General features: G+C 39.2%; 13 protein-coding genes and 1 pseudogene. 8 read left to right on the top strand and 6 right to left on the bottom strand.

Annotation, left to right across the window (positions count from 1 at the left end):
- Positions 1 to 97: 97 nt before the first annotated feature.
- From ACFX4L_RS13130 to ACFX4L_RS13105, 6 genes and pseudogenes are all read right to left on the bottom strand, one after another.
- On the bottom strand, positions 98 to 1,465 hold the full coding sequence (locus ACFX4L_RS13130; RefSeq protein ID WP_284469371.1) for an amino acid permease: 1,368 nt from the start codon (positions 1,463 to 1,465) through the stop codon (positions 98 to 100).
- A gap of 314 nt (positions 1,466 to 1,779) precedes the next feature.
- Positions 1,780 to 2,055 (bottom strand): annotated as a pseudogene (locus ACFX4L_RS13125) (endonuclease); the annotation flags it as partial.
- A 13-nt stretch (positions 2,056 to 2,068) separates the two neighbouring features.
- Positions 2,069 to 3,244 carry an MFS transporter gene (locus tag ACFX4L_RS13120; RefSeq protein ID WP_377385262.1) on the bottom strand — a complete coding sequence of 392 codons (1,176 nt, stop codon included), beginning with the start codon at positions 3,242 to 3,244 and terminating at the stop codon, positions 2,069 to 2,071.
- A 128-nt stretch (positions 3,245 to 3,372) separates the two neighbouring features.
- Positions 3,373 to 3,684 (bottom strand): ArsR/SmtB family transcription factor, encoded by a 312-nt coding sequence (locus ACFX4L_RS13115; protein WP_061466277.1) that lies wholly within the window; start codon positions 3,682 to 3,684, stop codon positions 3,373 to 3,375.
- A gap of 422 nt (positions 3,685 to 4,106) precedes the next feature.
- Positions 4,107 to 4,454, bottom strand: a complete 348-nt coding sequence (locus tag ACFX4L_RS13110) for a phage holin family protein (protein ID WP_061465392.1) — start codon at positions 4,452 to 4,454, stop codon at positions 4,107 to 4,109.
- Positions 4,455 to 4,609: 155 nt separating this feature from the next.
- Positions 4,610 to 5,500, bottom strand: a complete 891-nt coding sequence (locus tag ACFX4L_RS13105; protein ID WP_061465391.1) for a TetR/AcrR family transcriptional regulator — start codon at positions 5,498 to 5,500, stop codon at positions 4,610 to 4,612.
- A gap of 645 nt (positions 5,501 to 6,145) precedes the next feature.
- Here ACFX4L_RS13105 and katA point away from each other — a divergent pair.
- The 8 genes from katA (at position 6,146) to ACFX4L_RS13065 (ending at position 14,641) form a co-directional block, all read left to right on the top strand.
- Entirely contained in the window at positions 6,146 to 7,600 is a 1,455-nt protein-coding gene (katA, locus tag ACFX4L_RS13100) for a catalase KatA (RefSeq protein WP_377405362.1), read from the top strand.
- A gap of 326 nt (positions 7,601 to 7,926) precedes the next feature.
- Positions 7,927 to 9,120 (top strand): M14 family metallopeptidase, encoded by a 1,194-nt coding sequence (locus ACFX4L_RS13095; protein ID WP_377405360.1) that lies wholly within the window; start codon positions 7,927 to 7,929, stop codon positions 9,118 to 9,120.
- Positions 9,121 to 9,759: 639 nt separating this feature from the next.
- Positions 9,760 to 10,917: a phosphoribosylglycinamide formyltransferase 2 gene (gene purT, locus ACFX4L_RS13090; RefSeq protein WP_377385268.1), complete on the top strand. Its 1,158-nt coding sequence runs from the start codon at positions 9,760 to 9,762 to the stop codon at positions 10,915 to 10,917.
- Between the two features lie 502 nt (positions 10,918 to 11,419).
- Positions 11,420 to 12,784 (top strand): alkaline phosphatase, encoded by a 1,365-nt coding sequence (locus ACFX4L_RS13085; protein WP_377385276.1) that lies wholly within the window; start codon positions 11,420 to 11,422, stop codon positions 12,782 to 12,784.
- Positions 12,785 to 12,806: 22 nt separating this feature from the next.
- The gene (locus ACFX4L_RS13080) at positions 12,807 to 13,454 is read left to right on the top strand and encodes a DUF4352 domain-containing protein (protein ID WP_284469374.1); all 648 of its coding nucleotides are present in this window, start codon (positions 12,807 to 12,809) and stop codon (positions 13,452 to 13,454) included.
- A gap of 103 nt (positions 13,455 to 13,557) precedes the next feature.
- Positions 13,558 to 13,710 (top strand): YpzG family protein, encoded by a 153-nt coding sequence (locus tag ACFX4L_RS13075; RefSeq protein WP_072272311.1) that lies wholly within the window; start codon positions 13,558 to 13,560, stop codon positions 13,708 to 13,710.
- Between the two features lie 215 nt (positions 13,711 to 13,925).
- Entirely contained in the window at positions 13,926 to 14,306 is a 381-nt protein-coding gene (locus ACFX4L_RS13070) for a nucleotide excision repair endonuclease (RefSeq protein WP_176431821.1), read from the top strand.
- A 164-nt stretch (positions 14,307 to 14,470) separates the two neighbouring features.
- Positions 14,471 to 14,641 (top strand): hypothetical protein, encoded by a 171-nt coding sequence (locus ACFX4L_RS13065; RefSeq protein ID WP_377405358.1) that lies wholly within the window; start codon positions 14,471 to 14,473, stop codon positions 14,639 to 14,641.
- The last annotated feature ends 366 nt before the right edge of the window (positions 14,642 to 15,007 follow it).

The raw sequence follows: 15,007 nt of genomic DNA, 5'->3' as shown, positions 1-15,007 counted from the left end.
AGTCATTCCATTGTACAAAAAAAGACCCTGTAGAGTAGACACTTTTTTTAAGTGTCTACTCTACAGGGTACAGTTTATTTTGGGCACCCTCTTGCATTTATCCTTTTCGTTTATTCAATCCGGTCACATAATACAGGACTACCAACAGTACGATCCAGATTGGACCAACGATAAGAGCAATTCTTGTATCTGCAGAAAAGCCGAGTATAACCATTACGAATACTAAAAAGGCTAGAGTGAAATAAGAAGTGAATGGGAAAAGTGGCATCTTGTAAGCTAAGCCTTGTTTTTCTCCCGGACTCATTTTCCGTCTAGAGATGATCTGTGTGACAAGTATGGTCCCCCATGTCCAGAGTGCACCAAATGTGGCGACACTTGTAACGTAACTGAAAACTTTCTCGGCTTCCATGTAGTTAAGGTAAACACCGAAAAGTAGAACTACAGCTGAAACGATAATGGCAACGCCAGGAACGCCTGACTTTGTAGTACGTTCGAAACTTTTAGGTGATTCACCTTGCTGCGCTAGGTTGAATAACATTCTTCCTGTACTGAAGATCCCGCTGTTACAAGATGAAAGGGCCGCTGTCAGTACGACAAACTGAATGATTCCTGCTGCGCCTGGTATACCGATTTTATCAAACATCATAACGAATGGGCTGTCTTTTCCATTCATTTGATCCCACGGAGTAATCGATAGAATGACTGTAAGAGCTAAAACGTAAAAAAGTAAAATTCGATAAAAGACGGTATCGATGGCTCTTTTTAAAGATTTTTCTGGATTTTTGACTTCACCTGCGGTTACACCGAGCATTTCAATTCCCAAATAGGCGAACATGACCATTTGGAAAGAGAGGATGACACCGGATATTCCATTAGGGAAAAATCCACCATGTTCAACTAGGTTACCGAATCCAACCGCGATTCCGCCGTTCCCCAGTCCAAAGATAATCATCCCGAAGCCAAGAACGATCATAAGGATGATTGTAACTATTTTAACTAAGGCGAACCAAAACTCCAATTCACCGTAAGCTTTTACAGCAAGAAAGTTAATCGTTGTCATGATGGCAAGTGCGGCTAACGCCCAAGCCCATTGTGGAGTCCCAGGGAACCAAAATTGCATATAGATTCCGACTGCCGTAATTTCAGCCATACAGGTGGCAATCCAAACGAACCAGTAATTCCAACCGGTTATATATCCGGCAAGAGGACCGACAAATTCACTTGCATAGCGACTGAAAGAGCCTGCGACTGGATTTTTGATCGCCATTTCCCCTAGTGCCCGCATGATAAGATAGATCATAAGCCCGCCGATAGCATAAGAAATAATAATGGCTGGGCCAGCTAATTTAATCGCAGATGCCGATCCGAGAAATAAACCGACTCCAATTGCTGCGCCAAGAGACATTAATGCGATATGTCTTTCTTCCAAACCTCTATGCAGTTGAGATTCTTTGGAGTTTTGCATAAGTTTCCCCTTTTCTTTTGGAGTTTAATTTTCTCTATCTAGCATTTTATCACTAGTAGAGCTGAATACATATTATTTATTGATTTTTCACATAATATTACAACTAAATAATATATTTTAATAGAAAGTTTGTAAAGTAAAAAAATGAAAACGCTTACTATAAAAGGTGTTAGCAATATAAAAAAAGTTGTAATTTTTATAATATTAAAATAGATTGCTATTTAAATAAAATATAATTATGTGATTTTTCTAAAAATTTAGACTTTTAAATAAGAAAAAGCTGTCCCATAAAAAGGAACGGCTTTTTCGTTTAATCATGACAGGTGGCTGAGGGCCAATTCCGGGTGATCTATGAAAGGGTTGCGATTATCGATTTTAGTAATATTTATTATAAATGATTTCATTTCGATTTCTTTTCGTTCAAAAGTATCTGCTGGGTCCTGTTCGTTCCATTCCAGCAGGACCGCCAACTTTCCATGATAGGGATTGGTGCAGCTGCTCACTTGATTATTTAGTTCTAAATCAATTTCACCACTTTCACCGTAATGAACGGCCATATAAAACAACATTCGAGCAATTTCACTGTTCATTCAATTCACGAACCTACGCTACGTTAACTCCCTCTACGTTCGAACTGAAAATTTTAATTTTTATCATGATCAAAAAGAAAGCTAGCAATGCAAACACAATTCCGCTCCACATGAGTTGATGTATTCCTAAGTGAGAAATAAACCAACCACCAATAGACACCCCTATAGTAATTCCAAGATTTGAAAATGAGACAAACAAGCTGTTGCCGAATTCAGGTGCTTCGTTCGCTTCAGTTGTCAACCATGTTTGACTGACAATTAGACCACCAGAATGAACTATTCCCCAAATGAAAACCATTAGAATCATCGGAATTAAATAAGAGCCCAAATAATAAGCGAATAAATAAATTACTATGTATAGAAGGGGAAACGTTATAACGGTCTTAGTTATGCTTTTTCGCAAAAATCCACCAAATAAAAAATTCCCAAAAATCATGACTAGACCAAACGCCATCAACATTACACTAATCAAAGAACCATTCATATGTGTTAATTGTCCAAGATATTCGGCAAAGTAGCTGTATACAGAGAACATTGCTGCAAAGATAAACATAACGGCTGCGATGTTTAACCATAATCCCGGTTTACGTAATATTCCAAGCTGCTTGCCATAAGACATTTTTTCCTCATTAGGCATGGAAGGAAGCCACAATAATATTCCTACAAAAGCAATCGCATTTACAACAGCCCCAAATAGGAAAGCAGTTTCTAACGAAAACTTTTCCGCGAAATAAGAAGTTAAAGGTACACCAAATGCAAATCCGAAAGTAATTCCGGCAAAAACCTTTGTAACTGCTTGGTTACTTTTTTCCGGAGGAACAATTTTGGCTGCAGTCACAAGGGCTATCGAAAAAAAGACAGGATGAAAAATGGCGGGTAGTATACGGAAAGCTAGCATGATATCAAATTTCGTTGTACATGCATAAATAATATTTGAAATCGTGAACATAAATACTGAGGTTAATAGAATTACTTTACGATTAATTCCAGAAGCGAGTAAGGTCAAGAATGGACCTGAAATGGCAACAATTAAAGCAAATATACTTACAAGTAAACCTGCTTGTGAAGTTGTTATATTAAATTTTTGAGTGATCTGGGGTAGGACTCCCACAATACCCATTTCAGTTGTAATAATGCCGAATACGCCTAGAGCCAACATAATAATAAGCAAAGGGTTAACTGTTTTCATTAATAAAAATCTCCATTCCTATTGTATATTCCTTAATTTATATACAGATTAAAATCATTTATAAAATTAAATATCTGTATATCTAGATATGTAAAAACAAAAAAAGAATGACCTCCTTTACGTTTATTTTATAGTTCTTTTTGAATGTACTCGGAAAATTCATGTATTGTTTTTTCATTCCGACGATAATAAGTCCACTTTCCGATTCGCTCAGACTCCAACAGACCAGCTTTTTGCATGGTTAACAAATAACTAGAGATGACAGATTGGGCAAGCCCTGATTTAACCTGAATATCTCCCACACATACACCAACTTGAAAATTTAGACCTTGTTGAAAATAAGGCTTTTCATTAAAGAACTTCTCTGGATTTTTTAGCCATAGCAAAATTTGACGACGTGTATCGTTTGATAAAGCTTTATAGATTAATGTAGGTTCCATATAAATCATTATATCTATTTTTATAGATTTGTAAATGCAAATTTACCGTTTTCACTAATGCGGAATTTGAAGATGCGGAAAAAGTAATACCAAAAGAAGTGAATCTATGTAGTGAATGAGCTCTCATCAAAGGGCGACTTTAGTAGTCCTTTCGATATTCCTGTAAGGTCATCGATGATTTCGTGCAAGGGGGAACCTAAGCATAAAGGACAGCATAAAACTTGGTTTAGCTTTGTGAACAGGTCATTCCTCCATAAATCGATTCGTTCCATTTCCAGATAAATCGGTATGTACGGTTATTCCTTGTTAATTGTCAAAGATGGACGAATACAGCCTGTGAAGGTTTGCGGAATTTGGGGAAATAGCCCGGGAAATATCGAAGGCTGTTATGAAAATGGCATGGATACTAAAAACCGTCAGCATCACTGACGGTTTTTTTTACTCTTTTTTATAAGAAGACTCTGAATGAAACTCAATAACAATGATCCGATTAAAGCTCCCCAAAAAGAATGTATGACAAAGCCACTGACTACATAGGAAGTGATTTGGAATGTGAAAGCATTGATAATGAAAGAAAACAACCCGAACGTCAGGATGGTGATCGGCAATGTGATAAGTTGTAGAATGGGTCTAACCAGCAAGTTCATGATTGATAATATAAAAACCGCCAGCAGGGCTGTGCCATAAGATTTAATCGTGATGGAGTCGAGAAGCCAGTCAATAACGAGCAATACCAGCCCGTTGATAAGAAAACGCATTATTATGTTCATGAAAAACTCCTCCTGAAGTCACTATACTACAAGTCCATTATACTAAAACTTCGTGAATTTCAGTTAAATGTTTGCAGAATTGTCACAAAAAAAGAGGGATACGGATTTGTATTCCCCATAAGAGGAAAACCCATTTTGGGGGCCGTTTTTTCTATTTAGTTGTTGGCAATGATCTTTTCGAATTCACTTAATTCCAATGTGTTTTTCAGCTTTGGATTGGTGTTTAAGGAAAGCAGGGCACTTTCGATGAGAAAGATTCGCGGATCGCTGCTTTGTAAAAATTCCTCTTGGATAAAGTGAATTAATTTTAAGTTTTTTACCCGTTCTGCTTCATCATCTTGACATAGTTTCAAGATCATCTTTTTTAGATCATTTGCAGAATGCAGCAGTGCTGTATGAAAATCCTGCTGTGTATGGAAGCACTCCGGCAGCCATTGCTTGATAAGATCGGGTTCTAAAAGCTGTGCGTTTGACTTGCTAACATCTTCGAAGATGGTTTTAATCCTGTCCACACAATAACGGATAATTTCAGTAGGGTTGAATTCGGGCTCTTTAGCCAGGGCATTAAAATGAATCGTTTGATGCATCATCCCCGAGTAAAGAATGGCACAGTCCAAAATATAGGGTTTTTTTTCAGTACCGAAAATATCCAGAAACCGTTTTGATAGCCAATGTATATGCTGGAATTTAGCATGTGTAATGAAGTTCTTAAGTTCTGTATCATTTGAAATCATTACTTCTTCATATAAGGAAAAGAGTTTATTACTTTTATTGGAGTGCATTTGTAATTCAGATTGTTTAATGAATATTTCAATATTTGAAAGGTTTTGCCCAATTAGCAATTCATTCCGCTCTTTTTCGAATTTTTCTTGCGTAGATAGGAAGACTGCCTTAAGCAATTCGCTTTTAGAAGAAAAGTAGTTATAAAATGTTCCTTTTGAAATGCCGCTATAATCTAAAATATCCTGAATGGATGTTGCTTGATAACCCTTTTCAATAAATAATTGGTGTGCATATTTTACTACGTGCTGTTTCCGCTCATTCATATATTTATATCACCCTTACTTTTATTGGACGGTCATTTTATCGTAATAGTATCTTATTTTCTATACGAACACAAACCAGTATGTTTACAATTTCCCCAGCATAATAAGGGAGATGGCTTCTTATGGACACTTTGTTTCAGTGACTGTTTGGGAATGGATCAGGACTGTTTAAATCAACTCACAAAAGCGATGAAAAATTAAGTTCCATGCATCCTTCTTTTCATTATGTAAATAAAGGCTAATGAAGTGAATAAAGTCACAGGGAGAACCATCGGGTTTGTTATAAAATAAATAGAATGAAATAGGTGCAGTGGCATCATTTCAAGAAAGCATAAATGGATATCCGTTCCGATTCTCGATTACTATCCCATTAGTGGGAGAAATGATAAAATCACTTGTCATGAAGGAATATTGGATATGAAGGTCGTATACCATTATTAGGAATTCTAATATGGGGACATGTTTTATACCGTACATGTTTATACTTCGTCTACTTTCCGTATTCTGGATATACATAAAGTTATACACTAATGAAAAGAATAATGAATTGATTATTATATTAAAATTATTATAAATAAGTATTGATTTTTTCCTGAGAAGCTTTATCATTATATACATAAATAATAATGAAAAGGTGGTTCAATTATGACAAACAAGAAAAACCTTACTACAAGCTGGGGAGCACCAGTTGGAGATAATCAAAACTCAATCACTGCCGGCGAACGGGGTCCTGTACTCATTCAAGATGTACACTTGTTGGAAAAACTTGCCCACTTTAATCGTGAACGTGTGCCTGAACGTGTAGTTCACGCGAAAGGTGCCGGTGCATTCGGTACTTTTGAAGTAACGAACGACCTTTCTCAGTATACGAAAGCTAAACTTTTCAATGGTGTTGGCAAGAAGACAGATCTTTTTATCCGTTTCTCTACAGTAGCCGGTGAATTGGGTTCTGCTGATACAGTCCGTGACCCACGTGGGTTTGCTGTTAAATTCTACACGGAAGAAGGAAATTACGATATCGTCGGTAATAATACGCCTGTATTCTTTATTCGGGATGCGATTAAATTCCCCGACTTCATTCATACACAAAAAAGAGACCCTAGAACACATTTGAAAAACCCGACGGCAGTTTGGGACTTCTGGTCACATTCACCAGAATCTTTACACCAAGTAACGATCCTGATGTCCGACCGAGGCATTCCTGCCACACTTCGTCATACACATGGTTTCGGAAGCCACACATTTAAATGGGTGAATGATGAAGGGAAAGGCGTTTGGGTGAAATACCACTTCAAAACAGAACAGGGCATCAAAAATCTTGATGTCAATCTAGCTGCAAAACTAGCAGGTGAAAACCCTGATTACCATACGGAAGATCTTTTCAATGCTATTGAAAAAGGGGACTTCCCTGCATGGAAGTTATATGTTCAGATCATGCCTTTGGAAGATGCGGATACTTACCGTTTCGATCCATTTGATGTAACGAAGGTATGGTCTCAAAAAGATTATCCGCTAATCGAGCTTGGGCGTATGGAATTGAACAGAAATCCTGAAAATTACTTTGCTGAAGTGGAGCAAGCGACGTTCTCACCGGGAACATTCGTACCGGGAATTGAAGCTTCCCCAGACAAGATGCTTCAAGGACGTCTATTCGCATATGGAGATGCACACCGTTACCGTGTGGGCTCGAATCACAACCAGCTTCCGGTTAACCGTCCGAAAGTAGAAGCGAACAACTATCAACGTGATGGCTTCATGCGTGCAGATGACAATGGCAAGGGATCCGTCTATTATGAGCCGAATAGTTTTGGCGGCCCTGCAGAATCAACGGAAAATAAAGTCGCTCCTTTTGAGGTGACAGGGAAAGCTGCACAAGTAGGTCATAATAGTGATGATCACTACACTCAAGCAGGTGACTTATACCGTCTATTGAGTGCGGAAGAGAAAACCCGTCTTGTTGAAACGATTGTGGGCGCAATGAAACCAGTGGAATTGGAAGAAATCAAACTTCGCCAAATCGGCCATTTTTACAAAGCTGATCCAGAATACGGAACGCGAGTAGCTGAAGGTTTAGGTTTGGCCGTACCACAAGAAGCATAAAATATGGAAATTCTAATCTATTAAATGCAAACAGGCATCCATTCATGAATGGGTGCCTGTTTTGTTTTATTCCGGGATGTCCTGTTTATCAAGAAGGTGAATGTTATGCCCCATTTTAAATAGTAAGCTTTTTGAAAGCTTGGCGAATGCCTGAAGTAAATAATCAAAAGGCATCGTTGGAGTTCATGGATCAGCGAATTCTGGATGATGCCATTTTGAGGAGTGATCTACAACAATCTTGTAGTCCCGATAAATGAAGAAAGGTCCGGGTGCTTTGGCAATAATTAAACCGAATCAGCATACATTTGGTTAAGAGGAGGTGCAGTATGGACGTTTTTGTTCGGCAGAATGATTCCTTGTGGTATTATAGCCAATTATTCAAGGTGAATTACCAACTTATCATTGATTCCAATAGTCGGATTGATCCGCTTGCGCTTATTATAGGACAGCAAATCAAAGTTCCTGGCTTTACGACGACCGGCTATAAGATTAAGCGAGGGGACTCATTATGGGCAATTGCCAAATCACATAATCTTTCACTGGATGCCATATTTCTCGTTAATCCTAAACTCAACCCTAATGCCCTGCATGTCGGTCAGACGATTTCTGTGCCATTAAGGATTACGTGGAGGCTAATTCAAGGAAACCAGGAATATGATTATGGGACGATGGTGACCGATGTAAGACGTTTGAAAAGTATCTACCCATTTATTAAAACCTCCTCCATTGGGGACTCGGTGCTTGGAAAGAATATTCCCGAAGTAATGATTGGGAATGGTGGCAAACGAGTTCACTATAATGGTTCCTTTCATGCGAATGAGTGGATTACGACGCCTGTGATCATGACCTTTTTAAATGATTATTTACTATCGGTCACGAATCAGACTGACATCCGCGGTATGTCCCTGTTGCCTTTTTATCAACAGACGATGCTGTCGATCGTTCCAATGGTGAATCCGGATGGAGTGGATTTGGTTTTAAAAGGCGCACCTGCCGATGAGACATTGAGAGGACGGCTCGTGGAATGGAATAATGGAAGCGAAGACTTTTCTGGCTGGAAAGCCAATATTAATGGGGTGGATCTGAATGATCAATTTCCTGCCAAATGGGAATTGGAACAAGCTCGCAATAATGTAACAAAGCCAGGTCCGGCAAATTATTCCGGGGAAGGGCCGCTTACACAGCCTGAAGCTATTGCAATGGCAGAGTTGACAAGAAAACGTGATTTTAACAGAGTTCTTGCTTTCCATACCCAAGGAGAGGTCATTTATTGGGGGTTTGAAGATATGGAACCGCCCGAGTCCGAAACGATAGTCAATGAGTTTGCGAGGGTCAGTGGATATGAACCAGTCAAATCCGCCAATAGTTACGCAGGGTATAAGGATTGGTACATTCAGGATTGGCGAAGGCCAGGGTTTACCGTGGAGCTTGGCAAAGGAACCAATCCCCTTCCTATATCACAATTCGATGAGATTTATCAGAAGTCGCTAGGGATTTTCTTAGCAGGGTTATATATGTGAATTTTGACCAATTGAAAAAGCTCGACTCCGTTTCCATGGGGAAGAGCTTTTTAGTCTTATAAACTATTAGACTTGAGACGATGAGGGCTGCTGCAAAAAATAAGTAAAGTTATGCTTTACTTATCGATTGCATGATTAACTCGCTTTTTAGCCTAAAAAGTAACGGACGTTCTCCAGTACTCGTCCGAGTAATATTGCAGCCCCTACCAAAAAGAATCCTGATAGTTTTACGGTAAAGAAGTTTGACTTCCTTAGCGCTAGTATTGGCCCCACCTACGCCATATACTTTGACGGCCACGCATGCCATCCAACCTAATTCCATTATAATAGAAAGCGCTTACATTTTCAAAATGAATCGTAGTACAAATTTCGACATGTGCATCTGTGTCCCCCAATCAACAGAGGGGAAAGGGCCTTATCAAATCCTTTTGAATAGGGAGACTCCGGTGTATATACCTTTCCGGAAAACTACATAAAACTTATTATTCCTAGTTTTCAAGTTATTTTTAAAAACTTAAATGAACTGTAGTCATTTCATTTTTTTTTTGTGATTTTTAATGAAAATACGAATAAATATTTATTTTTATTCGTTTATAGTTCGTATATAATAATTTTAAGGTATTGAGGAGGAGAGACTGAATGTATAAATCCAAAAAGATTTTATTATTGGGCTCCGGTGAATTGGGGAAAGAAGTCATACTTGAAGCACAGCGCCTTGGTGTGGAGACCGTTGCTGTAGACCGCTATGAACTAGCCCCTGCCATGCAAGTAGCCCATCGCAGTTATGTGATCGATATGCTTGACGCGGAACAACTAAGGGGAATTGTAGAAAAAGAACAACCCGATTTGATTGTACCGGAAATTGAAGCCATTGCTACATCTGAATTAGTCAAATTGGAAGAGGAAGGCTTTCATGTCATTCCGACGGCAAGAGCAGCTAAATTGACTATGGATCGTGAAGGAATCAGGAGGTTGGCTTCTGAAACCCTGGAGATTCCGACGGCAGCCTACAAATTCGCTGATACTTATGAAGAATTTGCCCAAGCTGCCAAAGAAGTTGGATTTCCGAATGTCGTAAAACCGCTGATGAGTTCTTCAGGGAAAGGTCAAAGCGTGTGCCGAACGGAAGGTGACCTGGAAGAGTGCTGGAAAATCGCGATGGAAGGCGGCCGGGTTCAAAATGGACGGGTGATCATTGAAGAATTTATCCGTTTTGATTCGGAAATCACGCTGCTTACTGTCCGGGCCGTAAACGGTACCATGTTTTGTGCTCCCATCGGCCACATTCAGCAGGGCGGGGATTATATTGAATCCTGGCAGCCGCATAATATGACAGAAGCGCAAATAGTGGAAGCGAAAAGAATTGCCCATGCCATTACAGATGAACTTGGAGGGTACGGATTATTCGGTGTTGAGCTTTTCCTCTCAGGGGATAAAGTCTATTTCAGTGAAGTTTCCCCACGTCCGCATGATACGGGGCTAGTGACACTAGTGACTCAGAATTTGTCGGAGTTTGCCCTGCATGTTCGAGCGATCCTAGGATTTCCCATCCCGGAAATCACGCTGGTCAACCCAGGTGCCAGCCGCCCATTAAAAGCGCAAGATGAGTTATCGGAATATTCTATAGTCGGTGTTGAACAAGCCTTGGCTATCCCAAATACACAAATCCGTCTTTTCGGAAAACCGGTTACAAAGGCCGGGAGAAGGGTCGCTGTAGCCCTGTCATCTGCCGATTCAATCGAGGTAGCGAGAGTAAATGCGGCCCGTGCTTTGGAATGTTTAGTTGTAGAAAAATAATAGTGAAAAAAGCGCGCTCTTTGAATGGAGCGCTTCAGTCAGTCGGCGGTAAGGGAGCGGTTTTCTGAAAATGAATGGAACGTTTCAATGAAAAAAACTGAAGGCAAACTCGCTTTCTGCGAGTTTGTCTTCAGTCTGAAGCATCCTGAATGGATGCTTTATTTTCTTTTTTCTCCATTAATTTTTTTAGCACTTTCAAATCCCTAACAAATCACCCCGAATTGAAGAAGTTGAATGAAAAGAACTTTGTTCAAGATCACTTAACCACGTTGGTGTTAATCAATTTTTTTTCACTCCTCTAAACCATAAAAAATGGTCCCACTACTGATGATTTTCCTGAATAACAAACAACCTCATAAAAGTGCATACAATCCCGTGACATGTCTGCCTTTACCTTGTCTTAACAATAATCCTACTGCATTTTTACATAGCCTTGACATTGTATTCATCTTCTTCACCTATAGTTTAATTAGATATTAATTATAGGGAGGTCATTCATTTGATACATAATTGGAGTAAAAAGGTTTTGCCCATCACACTCGCTTCTGCATTAGCATTTGGAAGTTTATCATGGTCCGCAGCGGATCGTGTTTCGGCAAAGGATAAGCAAAAAAAAGAACCGGAAATCAAGAACGTGATTTTCCTTATCGGTGACGGCATGGGTGTTTCTTATACTTCCGCTTACCGGTATTTAAAAGATAATCCTGGTACGAAGGTGGCAGAAAAGACAGAGTTTGATAAATACTTGGTTGGCCAGCAGATGACCTACCCTGAAGACGCTGCACAAAATATAACGGATTCAGCCTCAGCAGCAACGGCAATGTCTTCCGGAGTGAAGACCTATAACGCAGCAATTGCAGTGGATAATGATAAATCTGAAGTCAAAACCGTATTGGAAGCAGCAAAGGAAAAAGGAAAAGCGACGGGATTGGTTGCCACTTCTGAAATCACTCATGCTACACCAGCATCTTTTGGAGCCCATGATGAAAATCGGAAAAACATGAATTCAATCGCAGACGATTATTATAATGACTTAATCAAGGGCAAACATAAAATTGACGTCCTATTGGGCGGTGGGAAGTCCAATTTTGTCCGGCCTGATGTCAATTTGGCGAAAGCCTTCGAAAAAGACGGGTACAGTTATGTGACTGATAAAAATCAAATGCTTAAGGACAAAAATGAACAGGTCCTTGGTTTATTCGCTTCTGAAGGACTCCCGAAAATGATTGACCGCCCAAGTGAAACGCCTTCTTTGTCAGACATGACAAGTTCGGCAATCCAGCGCTTGAATAAAGACAAAGATGGATTCTTCCTTATGGTCGAGGGAAGTCAGGTCGATTGGGCCGGACATGATAATGATATCGTAGGTGCAATGAGTGAAATGGAAGACTTTGAAAAAGCATACAAAGCGGCCATCGAATTTGCGAAGAAAGACAAACATACATTAGTGGTGGCCACTGCCGATCACTCTACAGGAGGATTCTCGATCGGGGCTAAAGGAATATATAATTGGTATGGTGAACCGATCAAGGCAGCCAAACGCACCCCTGACTTCATGGCGGATGCCATCGTCAAAGGGGCCGATGTTGAAAAGACTTTAAAGCAATATATTAATCAAAATGAACTGAAACTAACTAACGATGAAATCACAACGGTAACAGAAGCCGCCAAATCAAAAAATGTGACGAACGTCGATAATGCCATCGAAGCCATATTCGATAATCGGACCAACACTGCATGGACTACAGGGGGACATACAGGTGAAGATGTTCCGGTCTACGCATATGGACCATATAAAGAACGTTTTGCAGGACAGGTCGATAACACGGATCAAGCCAAAATCATCTTTGATCTATTAAAGAAGTAAAAATACTTCAGGGAGGGATTCAATGAACAGACTGATGATTGGTGCCCTGATATTAACGACATTTGGTGCTCTTAATACACAACCAGCTTACAAAGAAGAAACGACAGCTAAAGAAAAAACAGAGGAAGTTGCACGGCCACTGGTGAAAAAGGATGTCTATGTTCCGAATCCACAGCTTCCTGATGATTTAAAATTGAACCAAATCGGCCAAAATGTTTCCGATGCTAAGGGCGACTTAACTTTGAAAGCCTATAAAAAAGTGAATGAAGCGTTGAATGTTGGTCCGATTGAGGTTGAAGTCAAAGACATGAAAGTGATGCATGCCACTCCGGATTACAGCATGATTGATTTCTTTCATGGCTATACTCATGATGAAGATTTCGATATCGTAAAAGTGAACGTGGAAATCAAAAACAATTCGGATAAAAAAATCAAGTTTTCCCCAGTCGCATTTCTTGAAACGGACAGCGGGGAACATCTGACGTGGGAAGATGACATCTACTTAGAAGAACTTACTGGTGAAATAGAAGGAAATGGTTCGAAAAATGGAAACATTGGTTTCATTCTAAGTGATGGAAACATAGAAGGCATATCCTTCATGACAAGTGATGCGGTAGATGAAGAAGGGGAAGTCCTTGCAAAAGGCAAGTCAGCTGAATTCGCTTTTTAAAGAATATGTATAAATGCCTTGGAAAAATAAAATACTAGAACAAGTGATGGCGATTACTATCACTGAACGGAATATCCAAATCCTAATGATGAGGTGACACAGAATGAGCTATAAAGATCAATTAGATCCACATTCTCAAAAGTTTCACCATAATTGGACAAGACCTAAGCGTTCAAAATCTCAAGTTAATGGCCATACGCAAGAATCGCAAACAAACATTATACTAAGAAGCAATGCAAAGGCTCACAGGTGGTAAGGATATTTCCGACAAAGAAGGAGGCTCTCAGCGAGTCTTCTTCTTTATATTTAATGCTGAATCGACATCGAATCTAAACCATTAAAGGGATACATGGCTTTTCATTCATAATTATGATACCATTTACCTTTAAGTGTGCCTGGCGTGAAATTTATCCATTTTCCGGAGTTTTGATTCCGATTGAAAGTTTCACCTTATACAAATAGAGGACGTGAATTGTAATGATAAAAATTGAAATCCCTGCAGCGGATATAAGCATCAAACAAAGAAAACAAGTTATAGAAGGAGACGAAGCTGTCATTCCTGAAATTTACGGGTTTATCGATTTTCATTTGATTCCCCGTGATAAAGGCGGCATCATCTTGTTTTACAATGAAAATGATGAACTGATTTTTGTCGGAAAAGCTCGTAAATTAAGACAAAGGGTCAAGAAGCATTTCGAGGATAATGTTTCTCCGATTAAAGAGCATCGTAATGAAGTCAAGAAAATTGACATTCTTATAGTCGAAGACGCTATGGAACGTGATATCTATGAAACGTACATGATCAATAAACTTCATGCTAAATACAACGTCGACAAAGTGTTCTATAAATAAGGAAAAAAAGCTGGCTGCGCATGCAATCAGCTTTTTTTTGTGGGCAAACAAAGTTTACAACTTATGTACAAATATAAGTTCCGTACATTTACAGTCGCTTAATGTTAGGTTAACAGTGTTGGTTTATATTTAAAGTAATCCAATACATTTTCAGGAGGTTGCTATTGAAGAAAATACTTTGTAAAAAGGTGTTAGTTATCTCGATCGGGACAGTGATTGCCTTTGGGAATTTAACATGGTCCGTGTCACAAGCTTCTAAACTGGCTAAACAGAGAGAGAGTGAAACTTTTGAACAAGAGACAGTAAAATCTTCAGAGTGGGAAATGGCGGAATAAGCATATGAACCAAAAAGTTTGTTGCTCGATTTGCAACAAAGTAATACGTTAAAGGTTCTTCTTAAAAAAGGAAAAATGAATTGGATAATGAAACGTTGCTGATGATCAGCTGTTATATGGAAGTACAATAAATTATAAAGCCGCACTGGAGGTTCATTACACATGTTGTTAGGTGTGATTGGGCTTCTATTTATTTTTATAAACTTACTTTAATTCAATTCGTTAATAATAAAATAACTTATACAGTCAAGGCCGGCGAAAACGATGGAGTGTATTTTTGGAATTTCTGCACAGATGAATTTTTTACGTGAGTGCCCATGCTGCTGTATTTGGAGCAATGGCGATAAACTCGTTCAGGAAATATTC

This window comes from Peribacillus sp. YIM B13482 (assembly GCF_042787975.1).
Lineage (GTDB): Bacteria > Bacillota > Bacilli > Bacillales > DSM-1321 > Peribacillus > Peribacillus simplex_A.
The sequence above is the reverse complement of the archived record's forward strand: the minus strand, read 5'-3'. Positions and strand labels throughout refer to the sequence as shown.

What these genes read in the sequence shown, in the direction of transcription:
- ACFX4L_RS13120 (WP_377385262.1), bottom strand. Translation starts at nt 3,244, where the DNA reads ATGAAAACAGTTAACCCTTTGCTTATTATTATGTTGGCTCTAGGCGTA.
- ACFX4L_RS13095 (WP_377405360.1), top strand. Translation starts at nt 7,927, where the DNA reads ATGGACGTTTTTGTTCGGCAGAATGATTCCTTGTGGTATTATAGCCAA.
- ACFX4L_RS13110 (WP_061465392.1), bottom strand. Translation starts at nt 4,454, where the DNA reads ATGAACATAATAATGCGTTTTCTTATCAACGGGCTGGTATTGCTCGTT.
- ACFX4L_RS13075 (WP_072272311.1), top strand. Translation starts at nt 13,558, where the DNA reads ATGAGCTATAAAGATCAATTAGATCCACATTCTCAAAAGTTTCACCAT.
- ACFX4L_RS13115 (WP_061466277.1), bottom strand. Translation starts at nt 3,684, where the DNA reads ATGGAACCTACATTAATCTATAAAGCTTTATCAAACGATACACGTCGT.
- katA (WP_377405362.1), top strand. Translation starts at nt 6,146, where the DNA reads ATGACAAACAAGAAAAACCTTACTACAAGCTGGGGAGCACCAGTTGGA.
- ACFX4L_RS13080 (WP_284469374.1), top strand. Translation starts at nt 12,807, where the DNA reads ATGAACAGACTGATGATTGGTGCCCTGATATTAACGACATTTGGTGCT.
- ACFX4L_RS13105 (WP_061465391.1), bottom strand. Translation starts at nt 5,500, where the DNA reads ATGAATGAGCGGAAACAGCACGTAGTAAAATATGCACACCAATTATTT.
- ACFX4L_RS13130 (WP_284469371.1), bottom strand. Translation starts at nt 1,465, where the DNA reads ATGCAAAACTCCAAAGAATCTCAACTGCATAGAGGTTTGGAAGAAAGA.
- purT (WP_377385268.1), top strand. Translation starts at nt 9,760, where the DNA reads ATGTATAAATCCAAAAAGATTTTATTATTGGGCTCCGGTGAATTGGGG.